Origin of the sequence: Bifidobacterium boum, from assembly GCF_000741535.1 — a bacterium.
GTDB classification, from domain to species: domain Bacteria; phylum Actinomycetota; class Actinomycetes; order Actinomycetales; family Bifidobacteriaceae; genus Bifidobacterium; species Bifidobacterium boum.
The window spans coordinates 20,170-34,516 of record NZ_JGYQ01000007.1 but is presented as its reverse complement, the minus strand read 5'-3'; the positions used below and the strand labels follow the sequence as shown (position 1 = coordinate 34,516).

General features: G+C 62.8%; 22 protein-coding genes and 1 tRNA gene. 1 reads left to right on the top strand and 22 read right to left on the bottom strand.

Going from position 1 to position 14,347, the window contains the following annotated elements:
• Positions 1–24: 24 nt before the first annotated feature.
• From BBOU_RS08770 to BBOU_RS01545, 22 genes are all read right to left on the bottom strand, one after another.
• Positions 25–1,368, bottom strand: coding sequence for a VG15 protein (locus BBOU_RS08770; protein WP_051616625.1), 1,344 nt, complete (start codon positions 1,366–1,368; stop codon positions 25–27).
• Positions 1,301–2,773, bottom strand: coding sequence for a phage portal protein (locus BBOU_RS01640; RefSeq protein ID WP_026502482.1), 1,473 nt, complete (start codon positions 2,771–2,773; stop codon positions 1,301–1,303). Before BBOU_RS01640 ends, BBOU_RS08770 begins: the two co-directional genes overlap by 68 nt.
• Positions 2,770–4,227 (bottom strand): phage terminase large subunit, encoded by a 1,458-nt coding sequence (locus BBOU_RS01635; RefSeq protein WP_026502481.1) that lies wholly within the window; start codon positions 4,225–4,227, stop codon positions 2,770–2,772. Before BBOU_RS01635 ends, BBOU_RS01640 begins: the two co-directional genes overlap by 4 nt.
• On the bottom strand, positions 4,187–4,597 hold the full coding sequence (locus BBOU_RS01630) for a hypothetical protein (protein WP_026502480.1): 411 nt from the start codon (positions 4,595–4,597) through the stop codon (positions 4,187–4,189). Before BBOU_RS01630 ends, BBOU_RS01635 begins: the two co-directional genes overlap by 41 nt.
• A gap of 118 nt (positions 4,598–4,715) precedes the next feature.
• Entirely contained in the window at positions 4,716–5,093 is a 378-nt protein-coding gene (locus BBOU_RS01625; protein ID WP_152595662.1) for a hypothetical protein, read from the bottom strand.
• 47 nt (positions 5,094–5,140) lie between these two features.
• A tRNA-Asn gene (locus tag BBOU_RS01620) sits at positions 5,141–5,213 on the bottom strand.
• Between the two features lie 81 nt (positions 5,214–5,294).
• A complete protein-coding gene (locus BBOU_RS01615; RefSeq protein ID WP_026502479.1) occupies positions 5,295–6,044 on the bottom strand; it encodes a hypothetical protein in 750 nt (249 codons plus the stop codon).
• Positions 6,045–6,114: 70 nt separating this feature from the next.
• Positions 6,115–6,813 (bottom strand): crAss001_48 related protein, encoded by a 699-nt coding sequence (locus BBOU_RS09380; protein ID WP_238551951.1) that lies wholly within the window; start codon positions 6,811–6,813, stop codon positions 6,115–6,117.
• A complete protein-coding gene (locus BBOU_RS09485; RefSeq protein ID WP_274518410.1) occupies positions 6,810–6,944 on the bottom strand; it encodes a hypothetical protein in 135 nt (44 codons plus the stop codon). Before BBOU_RS09485 ends, BBOU_RS09380 begins: the two co-directional genes overlap by 4 nt.
• Positions 6,941–7,219, bottom strand: a complete 279-nt coding sequence (locus BBOU_RS01605) for a hypothetical protein (RefSeq protein WP_026502477.1) — start codon at positions 7,217–7,219, stop codon at positions 6,941–6,943. The genes BBOU_RS09485 and BBOU_RS01605 overlap by 4 nt, the downstream gene beginning before the upstream one ends.
• Before the next feature lie 42 nt (positions 7,220–7,261).
• Positions 7,262–7,513, bottom strand: a complete 252-nt coding sequence (locus BBOU_RS01600) for a hypothetical protein (RefSeq protein ID WP_026502476.1) — start codon at positions 7,511–7,513, stop codon at positions 7,262–7,264.
• Positions 7,510–7,791 (bottom strand): hypothetical protein, encoded by a 282-nt coding sequence (locus BBOU_RS01595; RefSeq protein ID WP_026502475.1) that lies wholly within the window; start codon positions 7,789–7,791, stop codon positions 7,510–7,512. Before BBOU_RS01595 ends, BBOU_RS01600 begins: the two co-directional genes overlap by 4 nt.
• 11 nt (positions 7,792–7,802) lie before the next feature.
• Positions 7,803–8,051 (bottom strand): hypothetical protein, encoded by a 249-nt coding sequence (locus BBOU_RS01590; protein WP_026502474.1) that lies wholly within the window; start codon positions 8,049–8,051, stop codon positions 7,803–7,805.
• A 97-nt stretch (positions 8,052–8,148) separates the two neighbouring features.
• Complete coding sequence (locus BBOU_RS01585) at positions 8,149–8,742, bottom strand: 3'-5' exonuclease family protein (RefSeq protein ID WP_051616623.1); 594 nt, start codon at positions 8,740–8,742, stop codon at positions 8,149–8,151.
• Positions 8,742–9,134 (bottom strand): hypothetical protein, encoded by a 393-nt coding sequence (locus BBOU_RS01580; protein WP_026502473.1) that lies wholly within the window; start codon positions 9,132–9,134, stop codon positions 8,742–8,744. The genes BBOU_RS01585 and BBOU_RS01580 overlap by 1 nt, the downstream gene beginning before the upstream one ends.
• Positions 9,127–9,327 carry a hypothetical protein gene (locus tag BBOU_RS01575; protein ID WP_026502472.1) on the bottom strand — a complete coding sequence of 67 codons (201 nt, stop codon included), beginning with the start codon at positions 9,325–9,327 and terminating at the stop codon, positions 9,127–9,129. The genes BBOU_RS01580 and BBOU_RS01575 overlap by 8 nt, the downstream gene beginning before the upstream one ends.
• Positions 9,324–10,712: a ParB/RepB/Spo0J family partition protein gene (locus tag BBOU_RS08765; protein WP_026502471.1), complete on the bottom strand. Its 1,389-nt coding sequence runs from the start codon at positions 10,710–10,712 to the stop codon at positions 9,324–9,326. Before BBOU_RS08765 ends, BBOU_RS01575 begins: the two co-directional genes overlap by 4 nt.
• The gene (locus tag BBOU_RS01565) at positions 10,709–11,707 is read right to left on the bottom strand and encodes a hypothetical protein (protein WP_026502470.1); all 999 of its coding nucleotides are present in this window, start codon (positions 11,705–11,707) and stop codon (positions 10,709–10,711) included. The genes BBOU_RS08765 and BBOU_RS01565 overlap by 4 nt, the downstream gene beginning before the upstream one ends.
• Positions 11,708–11,729: 22 nt before the next feature.
• A complete protein-coding gene (locus tag BBOU_RS01560; protein WP_026502469.1) occupies positions 11,730–12,104 on the bottom strand; it encodes a hypothetical protein in 375 nt (124 codons plus the stop codon).
• A 9-nt stretch (positions 12,105–12,113) separates the two neighbouring features.
• Positions 12,114–12,686 (bottom strand): single-stranded DNA-binding protein, encoded by a 573-nt coding sequence (locus BBOU_RS01555; RefSeq protein ID WP_026502468.1) that lies wholly within the window; start codon positions 12,684–12,686, stop codon positions 12,114–12,116.
• Between the two features lies 1 nt (position 12,687).
• On the bottom strand, positions 12,688–12,969 hold the full coding sequence (locus BBOU_RS01550; protein ID WP_026502467.1) for a hypothetical protein: 282 nt from the start codon (positions 12,967–12,969) through the stop codon (positions 12,688–12,690).
• Between the two features lie 270 nt (positions 12,970–13,239).
• The gene (locus tag BBOU_RS01545; protein WP_026502466.1) at positions 13,240–13,443 is read right to left on the bottom strand and encodes a hypothetical protein; all 204 of its coding nucleotides are present in this window, start codon (positions 13,441–13,443) and stop codon (positions 13,240–13,242) included.
• 29 nt (positions 13,444–13,472) lie between these two features.
• Between BBOU_RS01545 and BBOU_RS01540 the strand changes: the two genes are divergently transcribed.
• On the top strand, positions 13,473–14,096 hold the full coding sequence (locus BBOU_RS01540) for a hypothetical protein (RefSeq protein ID WP_026502465.1): 624 nt from the start codon (positions 13,473–13,475) through the stop codon (positions 14,094–14,096).
• Positions 14,097–14,347: the final 251 nt, after the last annotated feature.

The following is a 14,347-nucleotide window of genomic DNA, read 5'->3' as shown; positions in this document are numbered from 1 at the left end:
CACCATTTGGTGACATTGAGGCCTTTATCGTGCTCTGGTGAGTTTTCCGTCGTGGCGGATGATGTAGACTTTTCCGTCGCGGAAGGCCAGGCATCTTCTGATGCGGGCGATGAGGTCTTCATCTGACATTCCGTCGTTTTCGCTGTTGTCCATGACGACGGTTTTGGCGTCCGGTTTCTTCGATGCCGATTTCAGATGAGAGTTGATGGTGTTTGTCGATGATGTGTTTTTCAGCGTCTTGATCTCGATGCCGTTTTCGAGGTCCGCATATCCTATGTCGTGCGTGCCTTTGCCGTTTTCGTTGGGGACCTTCTTGACGTCGATCTTGAAGGTCGCCTTTACTCCGTTGTCGGCGAGGCGCTGCGCCGTTCGTATTTCGTGCGGGCGGATGTTTGATATTTCCCTTTGGAGTTCCGGCGGGTTGTAACCGACCGGTGGCGGCGTGCCGGTGTTGAGCCATGTGCGGTCGCGCCATCGCATTTCGGCGAGTTCGAGGTCTCGTTTCCATTTCTTGTATTCGGGGGCTTTGGCCTTCTCCTTGTCGGAGAGGGTCGAGAGGTATTCCTTGTATTTGTCCTGGGTGGTGAGGGTGGATATGGTGTCGGCGCATGACTTGTATTGCCTGTAGAGCGTGTCTGGATGGTATCCGGCGATGTGCCGTTCGCCCCATGATGGGACTATGTTGCAGTCGCATCGGCCGTTGTGGAAGCCGCCGCCGAGGCTGGCGGTCTCGCGTGTCAGGTATACGAAGCCGCGTGAGGCGAGCATGACGCAGAACTCGCACGTCTCCCCGACCGGCACTCTGGCCCATCGCGGTTTCGACGGGTCGGATCCAATCTGGTCGAGCATGCCGATGCGGCTGCTGGTGGAGACGACGTGCCGCAGGTACGTCTTCCATTGGTCGAGGTTCGCGTGTTTCGGCCAGAGGTCGTCGATGCGCAGGCCGTATTTGTTGTGGACTTGGCCGTTGGCGTCGGGGATGACGTCTTCGTATCTGAGTCCTGGATAGTCGGTGTTGTTGGATCCACCGGCGAGTTTCCAGACCGCGCGGCCGGCGTCCGGGAGTGGCGGACGGTCGAAGTCCGGCAGGTCCTTGCCGAGGTAGTTCGACCATTCGCTTCGGATCTGCTCGAAGTAGTCGGCGGCGGCCTGCGCCGCCTTGTCGTTATAGCTTTCCACTTCTTTGCAGGCGGCTTCCCATCGGCTTTCGTCGTCCGGATACCAGTATTCGTCTCCCCATATCGAATCCAGGCTCCATCCAGATTCGAGTTTGAGGCGTTCGAGTCGTTGCAGGTAGGCGTCATGCAGTTGGTCGAGCCGTTTGTCCAGGGCTTCCTGCGTCTTCGGCAGCTGGCTGTCCGTTTGCATTGTCGGCTCCTTGCTGCTGGGCGGCTATGGTCTGGTCGATGCGGTCGAGCGCCTGCTGTGCTCGTTTGGCGCGTTGCTCGCGCCGGAGTGTCTGGCGTTGCCGGTCGCTCAGGTCGAGCATGTCGTAGGTGACGTCGCTGTCGGCCGGGAGGATGTTGGCCCCGACGAGTTTTACGGCCGCGTCCGCGGCGGCGGCGCGGCTCGGCGTTGCCGGGTTGCGCCATTGGCTGGACACCGCGGTGGCATGGTCGTCGCCTGCGATGCGGGCGGCTGTGGCGATGATTCGTTCCCATGCGGGTCCGAAGCGTCGCTGGCAGCTTTCGGCGTTCAGGCAGAGTTCTTTGACGGCCTTGTCGATCGCTTCGGCCGAGCTTGGATTGTCGGTGAGCACGCCCATCGAGTCGGGCGGCAGACTGGTGGCTGCGGCGAACATCGAGGCGGTCTGGCGCAGTTGCGCGGCGTGCGGCTCGAAGCTCGCTTGGGTGAACGTGCCGACCTGCGGCAGGTTGCCCTGCTTGTCGCGCGGCAGCGCGAGGACCTGGTCGAGCATGATCTGCCATCGTGGTTTGAGGTTGCCGTCCTTGCCGCGGAACATGTCCTCGGTGACGCCCAGGAAGTATCGTGGCGGGACCGAGTAGAGTTCGGCCTGCACTTCGCTGCGCAGGAAGGTGCGCACGGCGCTGTCGGTCAGGCTCATGACGGTTCGGCTGATGCGCGATCGGCCGAACGGTCGTTTGCTGTCCGGCCGGTATGCGAGCAGTTCGACGGGCAGTCGGCCCTGCCATGTGGTGCGCGCGTACACGCTCCACTGCCAGTCGCGCATCGCGCAGCCGATGAGTTTGCCGGGGAGCATGAGGTAGCATGCGCGGATCTGGCGGCCGTAGGTCTCGTCCTCGTCGACATCGTAGAGCAGGGCTTCGGTGAGGCCGTGGATGCGGCTGTCCCATGTGCCCGTCGCCACGTCGGCTGGGAACTCCTGGATGATTGCGGCGGGCTCTCCTCTGTCCGGCGCGCCCTGGAGCGCGGCGACGAAGCTGCAGGAGTGGACTAGGGCGTCGGTGTGCGCGTTTTCGGCGGTCTGCGCGAGGTCGTTGGCGTCGAGCAGGTCGTTGACCTGTTTGCTCAGGTCGCTGCCGTCCTGGGCGGTGATGCCGTCGAGCACGACGCGGTTGGCGAGTCCCTCGATTGCCTTTTCCGGCCATCCGACGACGATTTCGACGTCTTTGGCGATCGGCGGGAGGCTGTAGCCGAGGTCGTGGAGTTCGTTGCGGCCGTTGTAGTAGGCGGTGCGGATGCGGTTGCGGGTGCGGTGGCGGATGATTTTCGCGGTGAGGCGTCGGAAGGCGTCGTCTTCGTCGGGCGTCAGGCCGGCGACGGTGGCCGGCAGCGGTTCGAGGAGTGTCATGGCAGTTCGATCATCCTTTGTTCTGGTTCGTCGCCCGGCCGGCGTGTGCTGGTGACGGCGCCATGTAGGGCGAGGGTGGCGGCGACGAGCGGGCTGATGTCGACGTCGGATCCGAGTTTGTTCCATCCGAACGCGCCTTCGACGCCGATCTTGCGGACGGTCGCGCCGGCGACGGCCTGGTCGAGCGGGCGCACGTCCGGCTTGTGGCGCAGTTCGTGGTATTGGAGCATGTCGAGGAGACGCCCGCATGCCTTGCCCATGTCGCTCGCGCTGGTGACGGTCACGTCGATGCCGGCGGCCTTGAGTGGGGGGATGAGCACCGTGGCCGGTGACTGGGCGTCGATGACGACGGCGGCGAGGTGCGGCCAGCGGCGGGCGAGGAAATCGACGGGCCATTTGGTGCCGTGTTTTCTGACGCCTTTGAGTGCCGCGATGTCGATGTATGCGGTGCCGTCCTCGTAGGCTTGGCATGCGCCGATGGTGATCCATCCGCGGTGCGGCGGCATGTCGATGGCCATGGCGGTCCATCCGCCGGATGCTCGTTCCGGTGTGGCGGCCTGTGCCCAGAGTTCCGGGTCGATGGCCGCGTGTTCGGTGTCCTGGTCCCAGATGCCGAGGGCCTCGCGGCGGAAGCTGTCCTCTCCGAGGTTCTTGAGCATGCGGAGCATGGCGTTGGCGGTCGTGCGGTGCGGGTAGCTCGGGTTGGCCTGGGCCCATGCGTCGGGGTCGGCGGTGTCGCAGTCGCGGTCGGCGCCGAACTCGATCCATGTGCTGTCCGGGTCGTGCGCGAGGCCGGCGGTGCGGCGGCTGGTGAACACTTCGCCGGGGTCGACCGGTCTGGGTGGCGTGCCCATGTGGATGATGAGCGGGTTTTTCGCGGCGTTGGCGGTCGGGATCATGTCCTCGAGGGCTTTTTCGGTGAGGATCTGCGCTTCGTCGAAGATGATGACGTCGACCGCGGCGAAGCCTCGGCCGAAGCCTTGTTCGCGGGCGCCGAAGAGGATGCGGCTGCCGTTGGCGAAGGCGATCTCCTCCTGGCCGTTGGTCTGGCGGATGGCTTTGCAGTGTCGTGATAGGCCGGGGCGTTTGACGAGCGCCTGCATCGATTTGAAGGTTTCGGCCGAGGTCCTGGTGCGGTGCGCGGTCCAGATGACCTTGAGGTTTGGTGTGGTCAGGCACAGGATGACGATGATAGTGCCGACGGTGAAGGTCTTGCCTGTCTGTCGGCAGATGCTCATGCCGATGCCGCCGACCGAGCTGGCGTAGGTGCCGTCGGCGCGTTTGGCGAGCATGAGTGCGCCGATGCCCTCCTGCCATCGGTCGAACCGGATGCCGAGCCGGTCGGCGACGCGGCGGACGCGGCCGAAGCCGGTGGTGACGATGCCGTCGGGGATGTTCAGGACTCGGGCGGCGTCAGATAGTTTCGGCGTCGAAGGGGTCGTCTTCGATGCCATCTGCCATCTCCTCCGGGTCGTCGAGTATCGGGTCTGGTTCCTTCTCCCGGTCCATCTCGAGCAGTTCCTTGCCGACGGCGAGGAGCTGTTTGCTCAGCCCGGCGACGGCCGTGGCCGGACAGTGCGGGTCCTCGAGGTTGCGCGTGAGCGCGGTGCGGCTGACCTCGAGCATGTCGCGGTATGTGGCCGGCGCGGTCGACTGCTGTGGCGACGGTTCGTTGGCCGGCGGCGTCGTGGGCGACGTTTGATGTTGTGGTGAATGTCTGTGTTTGCTGGCGAGTTTTCGGCAGTTGTCCGAGCAGTATTTTCGTTTGGCGCTGGCGTTTTTCGGCATGGCATGGCCGCATTGCGCGCAGGTTCGGATCGGCATGGCGCCTCCTTTGCCGTCGATGGTGTCGCCGGCGACGATTATTTTTCGCGGGGAGAGAGATAGGCGCTGCACACGAGGTCGCCTCCAAAACGACTACGGGGGTATACCCCCGTGGGCTTCACCAGTCGGCGGCCTCGAAGTCGCGCGGCTTCGACGCGGCTGCGGGCTTGCCGCCGGCGAGTCTTCGTTTCACTTCGGCGCGCGCCCATTCGAGCGTGTGCGTGCCTTTGACCGCGTTGCACCAGCGGTGCGCCGGCCCGCTGTTCGCGCGGCAGACGCGGCCGCCGTTGGCTATGGCCACGGTCTCGTCGATGACGAAGCTCCATGGATCCGGCGGCCGCAGACCGTAGTCGATCGGCCTGCCGCAGATGTAGCAGTCGGCGCGGCGTGCACGATAGTATGCCTGCACCTCCCGCCGTCGGTGGCCGTTATGGTAGCGCGGATTGCTCATGGCATCAGCCACAGGGCGATGAGACAGGCGGAGAACGCCACGCATGAGCCGATGATGACGATAAGCATGTCCATGACGCCTCCCTTTTGCGGTGCCCCCACTCGGACTCGAACCGAGGACCCATGGTTTAACAGACCACTGCTCTGTCGACTGAGCTACAGGGGCTGGGGTAAAAGAAAAGCACCAGCCCCTTCGGGCATGGTGCAAGTTCTTTTACAGAATACATGGACTCAGCCGGATGCGCAACTATGCGCGATTACGCACCTCGATGAGCTCGGCCTGATTGAACTCCCACACGCCATGCCCCAATCGACGCGCCTTCGAAAGCCTGCCGCGCGCCAGCCAGTTCGACACCTGCTTGCGCGTGGTGCGCAGCCCGGCCCGGTCGGTCAGCCAGTCCGCCGCCTCCGCAGGCGAGCACGTCATGACGGCACGGCACGCCGCATCCAACCTGCCCGAGACCAGCATGTCCAGATCGAGGCGCTCGCCGCATTCCGGACACCAGCCATCCCGCATGCCCTGCGGCACCGCCAACGACGTCGAACAGTCGGGACACTGAACGACGGTCACCCTGCCGTCCGACGGCGTGGATAGCCGGTCGATGCGTCTGAGCATCCGGTCCAGCCGATCGGCCAGCTCGCCCGCGGACGGAGAACACACCACACGCGACCACGAACGACAGATCGCCCGATACGCCGGACGCCACCCTTCAACCGGCAACAGCATCCACTTCAAATCCACGCAACCCGCCAGCCGAAGCATCAAACGGGCCGCCTCCTCATACACCTCCAACCAATGCACACTCACCGGAAGACCAGGCTCACCACCACGCACACCACCACAGCGCTCGCCAATGTGCGCCTTGCGTTCGGCGAGCGCGCGGAGTTCCGGGATGGTTTTGGCGAGACTGCTGGCCTGTCGTCTCATGTGTTTGGCGCAGTTTTTGCAGAGGGTGGTTTGTGCTGGTTCGCCGCATTGTTGGCATTGACTGGTCATGGTTCCTGCTTTCCGGCTAGAATGGTGGTCGGTTTCTTGGGGTTCTGCCGGCTTGGCGGGGCCTCTCTTCTTATTCGGTGGCGAAGTCCTGTTGTTCAAGGTCGACATGTTCGATCTCGGCTCTGCGGCGGAGCAGATTGGCGTATTCATCCATGACGTCAAGCTGCCTGCTCAACAGACCGATCGGACAGACGGGCTCGAAGTCAAGCGTGCCGTCCGCATACCGCTGCAGCATGCCCCTGAGCCTGCCGGCACGAGCGGCCAACTCACGGTATTCGACGCGCATCCGCTCCTTATAATCGGATCCGTCGGCGCTCGCGGGTTGCGCTTGGTCGGCGGTGGCGAGCACTTCGATGGCTTGGCGCAGGTATCCGTCGTGGATCCAGTCGGCCGCATGCTCCCATTCGTCGTGGATGTGTTTCGGATCGTCCTTGCGGAGTGCAAATTTGAGTCCGAACAGGCGTTCGGCGACGGCTTCGGTGCGCGCGTCGATTGGCGGCAGTGGCGGTTCGAGTGTTTTATCACTCATTTGTCGTGTTTCCTTCCAGTTGGTGGTTCTTTTCGTCAAGGCGTATCTCATTTCCCGGCACATGTCAGCGAGCGCCTTCCTGATCTCATCCTTGGCGGTGAGGAAGGCGTTGTGTAGGGTCTGGGCGTAGCCGCCGAAGGGGGTATTGCCGTCCCTTGTCGCGGCGCGGACGGCTTCGAGTTCCTGGTCGATGAGTTTGTTGAGCACGCCGATGGCGATGTCTGCTTCACTGTCTTTCATTGTTGTTCCTTTTCCTTGTCGTGTTCCGCCACCCATCTGAGCAGGGCGTTGACGGCGATTTCGCACGCCTGCCGACACTCGTCATCCTCTGGTGCGATATGTGCGGCGCCGCATTGCGACCAGATTTTCACTGTGGCTCCTTGTCTGCAACGCTCATATGGATCCAGTCGCAGGACAGGCCGGCCTGCTTGCCGTTCGTCGAGTAGACGATGCAGTCCACTTGCCTCGTGTCGGTCAGGGTGACGACGCATTCCGTGAATACGTCGGCCCCGGCGGAGCACTGCGAGTCGACTGACCTGACCGCATGCGCTGGCGTGGAAGGCTCCGACGCGCTTCCGCATCCTGCGAGCGCGGTGCAGAGGGTGAGGGTGATGGCGGTAAGTGTGGCGCAGATGGTGTTTCTCATTGGGTTCCCTTTTTCATGTGTGTGGTCCGGTAGTTCCATCGGTCAGTCCTTTCCGTAGATGGCGAGGCTTCGTATGCCGTCGCTCATGCTGTTGGAACATGTGTTCGGATCGTGGGCGATGATGTCGTTTCCGATGCCTGGGAAGCGGAGGCTGGCGGTGCCGTCCGGATGTCGGATGAGTTCGAGTCGTCCGTCGATGATGACGTCCTGGTCGGTTTGGGCGATGCAGCGGCGGCCGATCAGGATGGCCGGGTCGGCCGACCGCCATTTATGCAGCGGGACGTTGACGCTCACCGCGGCTCCTCGCCTTCGTTTTCGCCTTGGGCGTCCTTTTCGGCCGCGTCGTAGCCTTCGTCGTACACGTCGTCGAGCAGCGTCTGGAACTCGGGAGAGGCGAAGAACGTTTTGATGGCGTCCTTGGCCACGCGTCTCCATGGCTCTTTGCTCTCCATGGGCATTTCGTTCCATGGGCGTGGATGGCGGCGGCCGTTGCTATACCAGCGCAGGTAGATGGCCTCGGCCACCTTGTTCTGTGTCTCCAGACCGATCGGAATGGTCTCCTGGTCTGCCATGATGGCTCCTTTCAGTATGTTTCCGGCGGTTCCACGGCGGTGCGGTCCGCAATGATGTAGGCGGCGAGCGCGATGCATAGGGTGAGGACGATGAGCATGGCGTGCATGGCGAGCCATTGGATGGGGATCCAGCGGTGGAGGCCGACGCCGATGCTCGTCCGGATGATGGCGTGCGGCACGAGCAGCAGCGCGGTGAGGGTGAACAGCGTGGCGAACCAGTCGCCGACGCGGCTGGAGATGCGGTTGATGGTCTGTTTCATTCCGGGGTTCCTTTCATTGTTGGTACGGTTCATGGCCTGTTGGCCATCCAGCCGATCAGGATGGCGGCGCACAGGAGGATCACTGCTGCGACGCTCATCACTTTGCTGCTTCCGTGGCGATGTATCGGACCGGATGTTCGGAGAGGTGGCGGATGATGCGCGCGTATTGACGGATGTCGCGGTCGAGGCATGTGCTGGTGCGGTGGGCGCTGGCTGCAGGCGTCTCCTCTTCCGGCCTCACGTCCCAGCCGGCGGCTTCGAGACTGTCGCGGATGGTGGCCATGTCGATGCGGTGGTAGTGCAGCGGGAGGTTCGGGCAGAGTCGTCCGATGAAGTCGAGGTCGAACTGCGGGTTGCTGCCGGCCGGATGGAGGGTGAATGATTGCGCGAGGCTGTCGACGTATTCCTCGAGCGCGTTCGCCGTCGCCGCTTCCGTATACCCGGCGTCGAGTGCGCCTTCGAGCAGTCCGTTGGCGCAGTGCATGCGCCACGCCTTGAGATTCTCGTCCGTGATGGATGTCTTGCGGCCTTCCAGTCCGATGATGCGGTGGAAACCGCCGACGCACCGCACGCCTCTCATGTCGGTGCAACGCATTTCCACCTCGAGGATCCTGTCATGGTCCGGGTCGAGACCCGTGGTCTCCACGTCCACCCAAAGCAGCATGTCCTTTTTGGTCGTTTCCTCTCCCATTATTTGTTTCCTTTCGTTCGGAGGAGAATGATTTCGGTCTGCGTGAGCGGCGTCGCGGTCCCGTCCTTGTTGAGCCTCAGCCATCGGCCCTCCCAGTCGAACACCGGCACATCACGCGGATCCGCGCCGAATGGCACGATCAACCCCAGTCGCTCCGCCTCGGCCACATGCTGGTGGACCCAGCCGTGGCAGCCGGTCGTGCCCGAACCGCACAGCTCGACGATGTTGGCCGGACTGTGCCTCACATCCGGATCCGCCGCCCGCCGCAGTTGACGGTGATGGCCACTGCGTCCAGGCCAGCGTGATGGATCATGGATGTTCGTCCCGCAGCGCAGGCAATGCCAGCCCTGGCGTTCCAAAGCGATGCGCTTCGAGTCCTCGAACTCACTCACAACGCGCTCCTTCCTGCATCAGGCCGTTGACCAGCACCAGACATGAAGTGCAGTTCGTTCTTAGTCCGGAGGCCATCGCGGCGATGCCGTTATCGGCCTTGCCGCCGGCGAGCGCCTGGAGTTCGATGTTCGCCGCGGTTTCCGCGGTGTCGGTGATGAGTTGGGCGAGTCTGTTGATCTGTTCCTTGGTCATTCGTCTTCCTCCTCGTCTTCTTCCGTGATGGCGGCAACAAGCTGGTCGAGGTGTTCGGTCTCGTCGTCGGATGGCTCATAGCCGAGGTCTTGAAGGATCAGGTAATAGCCGGGGATGCGGCGGCTGACGTTGTCGTCGCCACTCCAGTCCCAGTCATTTGGGCTGATGAACCATTCGATTCTGGCGGTGAGGATCATGACAGCGTATGTCGGCCAGTCCGGTGAGTTGAGGTGCGTGTGGAGTTCCGCGAGCGCCTGTTCCGGTTTGATGCCGGCGATGGCGGCGAACTGTTCCCGGGCGCATGCGGCGTCGTTCCAGGTGTGTAGGTCTTTGGTGAAGCCGGTCGGGTCCGGGTCAATTGTCTGCAGGAGTCCGAGCCTTGCCGTGGTCTCGATGAGCTTGGCGCGCTTGATGGCATGGAGATGGCCGTGGAGCCATGCCATGCGCTTGTCAGCCGTCGTGGCGGCGTATTCCTCGAGCACGTGCTGTCGGGCGTCGCGTTCGGCCTGTTCGGCGGCTCGCTGGGCTTCCTCTTCGGCTTCGGCGGCCGCATCACGACGATCCCAGAGGTATATCGTCTGTGTCGCTTCATGGACGGAGACCGCGTCTGGATTCTGCTTGCGGAGCTCTTCGATGGTTTCTTCCGGAGTGCCCGCGGCGGGGAAGATGGCGCCGGAGTAATGCCATTCGGAATCCGAGAAGGTCTCTCCGGGATCCTCGATGACGTTGAGACCGGTGGTGCCGGTGGCGAGGAGCGCGGAGACATCGGCGAACCACTGGCTCCGGCGATCTTCCACTTCGATGTTGTGGAGGATGTAGTCGAAGTTCGAGGTCCCCGCGGCGTGCGCGAGGCGTTCCTGACGGTCCGGCTGGCCGTCGTATCGTGCGATGGCCATGAGTTGGCCGATGGTGAGCTGGTCGAAGTCGTCGCGTGTCTTCCTGACGTCCGCCTTGATGCTCGCCGCTTTCGCTCTGTCACGCACATAGTCGGCGCTTCGGCCGAGCCTGTGCGCGACGGCGGCGGTGGTGGCTCCGAGGTCGAGCATGCCCTGGATGGCGTCGGCCTCCTCGAGGACGGTGAGCTGTTCGCGCTGGCAGTTTTCGGTGACCATGGCCTCCAACTGCTGCAACGGGTCTAAGTCAAGCACGAAACACGGCACGGCTCCGGTGCCGGCCTGCTTGCATGCGGCGAGACGACGATGGCCGGCGATGACACGATAGCGCTCGCCGTTGGGTACGACGGAGAGCGGCGAGAGCAGGCCGTTGGCTTTGATGCTGGCCGCGAGGTCGGTCACGTCGCCGATGTTTTTGCGTGGATTGTCCGGGTGTGGGTCGATCAGGCTCGGGTTGATGAGCTTGATCTGGTCGCTTTGGTAGTTGCTCATTGCTTCTCCTTGCTGGTTTGTTGTTGGTTGAGTTCTTCGGCGCACGCCTGGCATGCCTTCCACCATTCGCTTGGCTTGCCTTTGCGGAGGCTGCCGGTGTGGTCGTATTCGTCCTCATGCGGGTCCATGAGCTGGTGGACGTGTTCGCAGTTCCAGGTGTGCTTGTGCTGGTACGTGGGTGTGATGGGTTCCGGCGCCCAGGTTTCCCATTGGTCGCGGAGCCATGTGTTGAGCCGTGGGATGTGGCCGGTGCGGATTTGACCGTCGTTGACGGCGTGCTTGTAGCGGCGGAGCGCGGTTTGGAGGCGGGTGAGTTCGACGGGGTTTCCGGCGATGGCTGCGTACAGGGCTCTGGCTTCGGCTTCGGTCTTGCGGCCTTTCGCGCCGACGGATCCGGGATAGGCTTCGGCGAAATGGTCGAAGCCGGATTCCGGCGTGGCAGGTTGCTTCGGTTTGCCGGCGGGAGGGGTCGGAGAGGGTATATCGGTATCGGTATCGGTATCGGTTTTATGCCATGTTTTTGCTTGGCTGTCCTCTAGCAACTTGCTAGACGGTTTGCTACCTGTCTCGCTACTGTTTTGCTCTTCGTTTGCTTGGCTTTTTTCTGGCAAGTCGCCAGATGTCTGCTTGGCTTTCTGGTTGGCCGCCTTGCGGCGTCCTCCCTTGCTTCCGGCCTTGCGGCGCGCCTCGCGTTGCTCTTCGGTCAGCACTCGGGGCTCCCTGCATATGCCTTCCGCGTAAACGGGGCGCCAGCCGCCGTCGTGCTCTTCCATGAGCCCGGAGTCGATGAGCTGCTGGAGCTGTTTCATGGTGCCGCCGGCGTCCTTGAGGTCGAGCTTGTCGAAGTGGCCGGGGTATGCGGCCGGGTCCTTGGCCTGCATCGAGACGCCTTTGGAGTGGATGACGCACAGCTTGACCCACAGTCCCACGGTGGCGAGCGGCAGGCGGCGGATGCGCCTGTCGTCGGCCATCTGGTCGTCGATGATGAACCACATCTCTTCTTCTCCTTCCGATGGTTCAGATTTCGCCGGTGGCCGGATCGACGGTCGCCTCCACGTCGCCGTCGTCCATGTCGAGGCTGCGGCGCAGGTCGTCGATGAGGATCATCTGCCGTGACGTGGCGGGCTTCGCGCACATGTTCTCCATGGCCAGTCCCGCGTCGAGGATGCGCTGCGCGAGGTCTGCGCAGTCGTACACGGCTTCGGTGATGGCGTGGATGCCGCCCCACTTGTCGATGTGCTCCTGCTTGTTTTTGGTGTCCATGACGGTGCGGCATGCCTTGAGCACGACGGCCGCGGCTTTGGTGACCTGCTGGGTCTTGCCGATGAGGTCGATGAGTGTGTCGGGCGTGGCCTCCTGCGGGATGAGCGCCTGTTGTTCGCTGGCTTTCATTGCTGCTCCTTAGAATTCCGGTTCCGGATCGGGTTTGCCGAAGTCTCCGAATGATGACTGGTCGTCCGACGGCGCGCCCCACGGATCATCGGCCGGAGGCTGGGCGGGTTGCTGTGTCTGCGCCGGCTGTTGCGGCCGTTGGCTCCAGCCGTCTGCGCCGGTGTTGACGGTCGGCTGCGTCGATGCGGGGTTGCCGTAGACGGGGCCGCCCTGGTGGCTGATGCGGGCGACCTGCGCCGTGGCGTACCGCAGCGATGGCCCGATTTCGTCGACCGTCAGCTCCACGATGGTTCTGTTGGTGCCGTCCTGCGCCTGATACGAGTGCTGTCGGAGCCTGCCCTGGGCGATGACGCGCATGCCTTTGGCCAGTGACTGCGCGCAATGCTGGGCGAGGTCATTCCATGCCGAACAGCGCATGAACAGCGCCGGTCCATCCTCGTACTGGCCGGTCTGCTTGTTATATACGCGCGCGGTGTTTGCGATGGTGAAGCTGGCGACATGCGCGCCCTGGCCGGTGGTTCTCAGTTCCGGATCTGCGGTGAGGTTGCCGACGATGGTGATGACGGTCTCTCCTATGGCCATGTCAGGCTCCCCTCACGTATCCGTCGGGCTCGGGGCCGAGCTGGCTGGGATCCTTGGCCTTCCACGCGCATTTCGCGCGGAGGCATCCGGCCTCGCGGTCGATGACGATCTCGCCGAAGCGTGCGGGGGCGACCATGGTGAGGTTCCAGCCCCTGTCGCGGTTGAGCGCGCTGATGGTCTCGTACAGTTCGCCGATCAGTTCGGCGGCCGTCATGCCGGCGCTGGCGGGTGTGAGCGGCCATTCGAACCACTTTTCGCCTTCCGGCCTGTCTGTGTTTGTCAACGTTTGCCTCCTTTGGATTGATGTCGTGCCGGGACGCGGATTCGAACCGCGCATCCAACCGCCGGCGTGACCTGAACACGCCGATCCATGGCGCCCGCATCCTGTCGCGGGTCCCGGCGAGGGCCGGGCGGGAGGAGAAGAGAGAAGATGACCCGTCCGGCTGGTTTTAACGTCTTTTCCTTGACGGGTGGGCGGTTCCGGCATGGCCGCGCATGACGAACCACGTCCATGCCGCAATGTGTGCGGAGCCGTCCAAGTCCTTCACTGCCGTTACTCGTCCAGCCATCGCATGAAGCGAGGGGAAGCGGCAAGGCGGCGCATGATGACGGCCGTCGGGATGAGCACCGCGAACGGCACGGCGATGAGATGTTCGATGGGGTGCGTGCAGGCCGGCGTGCAATACAGCACCCACATGGCCAGTAGCCACACCGCGAAGATCAGCTGGTGCAGGATGACACGGATAAGAACCTTCATCGTTCGCCTCCGTCCGTAGAATCGGTGGAATGGACATCAATGTGGTCACCGGCGTCGTTGGCGCCGTCACGGGATTGGTTGGCGGTGTCTCCGGATGTGTCGCCTTGTTCCAAACGCATGCTGGAAACAAGCTCGCCAAGGACGCCAACGACTCGGCGGAAGAAGCCAACGGGATCGCCACCGACTCGAAGGGGATCGCCGAACACGCCAACGACCTTGCCGGCAAAGCGAACGAGATAGCAGCAGACGCGAACGCGATCAGCCAACGGGCGTTGGCAGTCACCGCCGACCAGACGGTTTACAAGTGGAGGGTCGAGTACGATGGAGAAACTTCCACCGTCTTTCTTGTCAACGATTGCGGCAACATCGCACGAGACGTTCATGTGTTCGTCCGCTTTGAAGACCAGACCATTGCGCAGGCGCGCGTCGACAAGACAATGCCGTTCTGCGAGATCGCGCTCGAAAGCGAGTTCTTCTCCAAGCAGATAATCAAAGACCAATCCGAGATCGACGCCATCAACTCCGGAAACGGCTTCTTCTCTGCCGGCATCGGAACATGCCGCGTCACTGTACACGTCACATACACCACCGAACTGGGCAGCAGACGCAACACTGAGATCGAGCAGCGCCTGACCAACAGCCAAAGGCATTGATTCCATCACAGCTCCTTGTTGATGGTGTCGACGACGATGTCCACGAGGTCGGTCACGTCGATGTCGACGCAGGCTTTGCGGATGTCGTTCATTTGTTCTCCTTTTCTTCCGAGATACCGGTTCGAGCATTCGAGACTGGGATTATGGTTATTTGCACATCCCCGACTGCATCCGCTTTCCCGGACTCTTGACATTCCCCCAACGACAGGATCCAACCGATCGGATCAAGATCAACGAGGATCCGAAGCAAA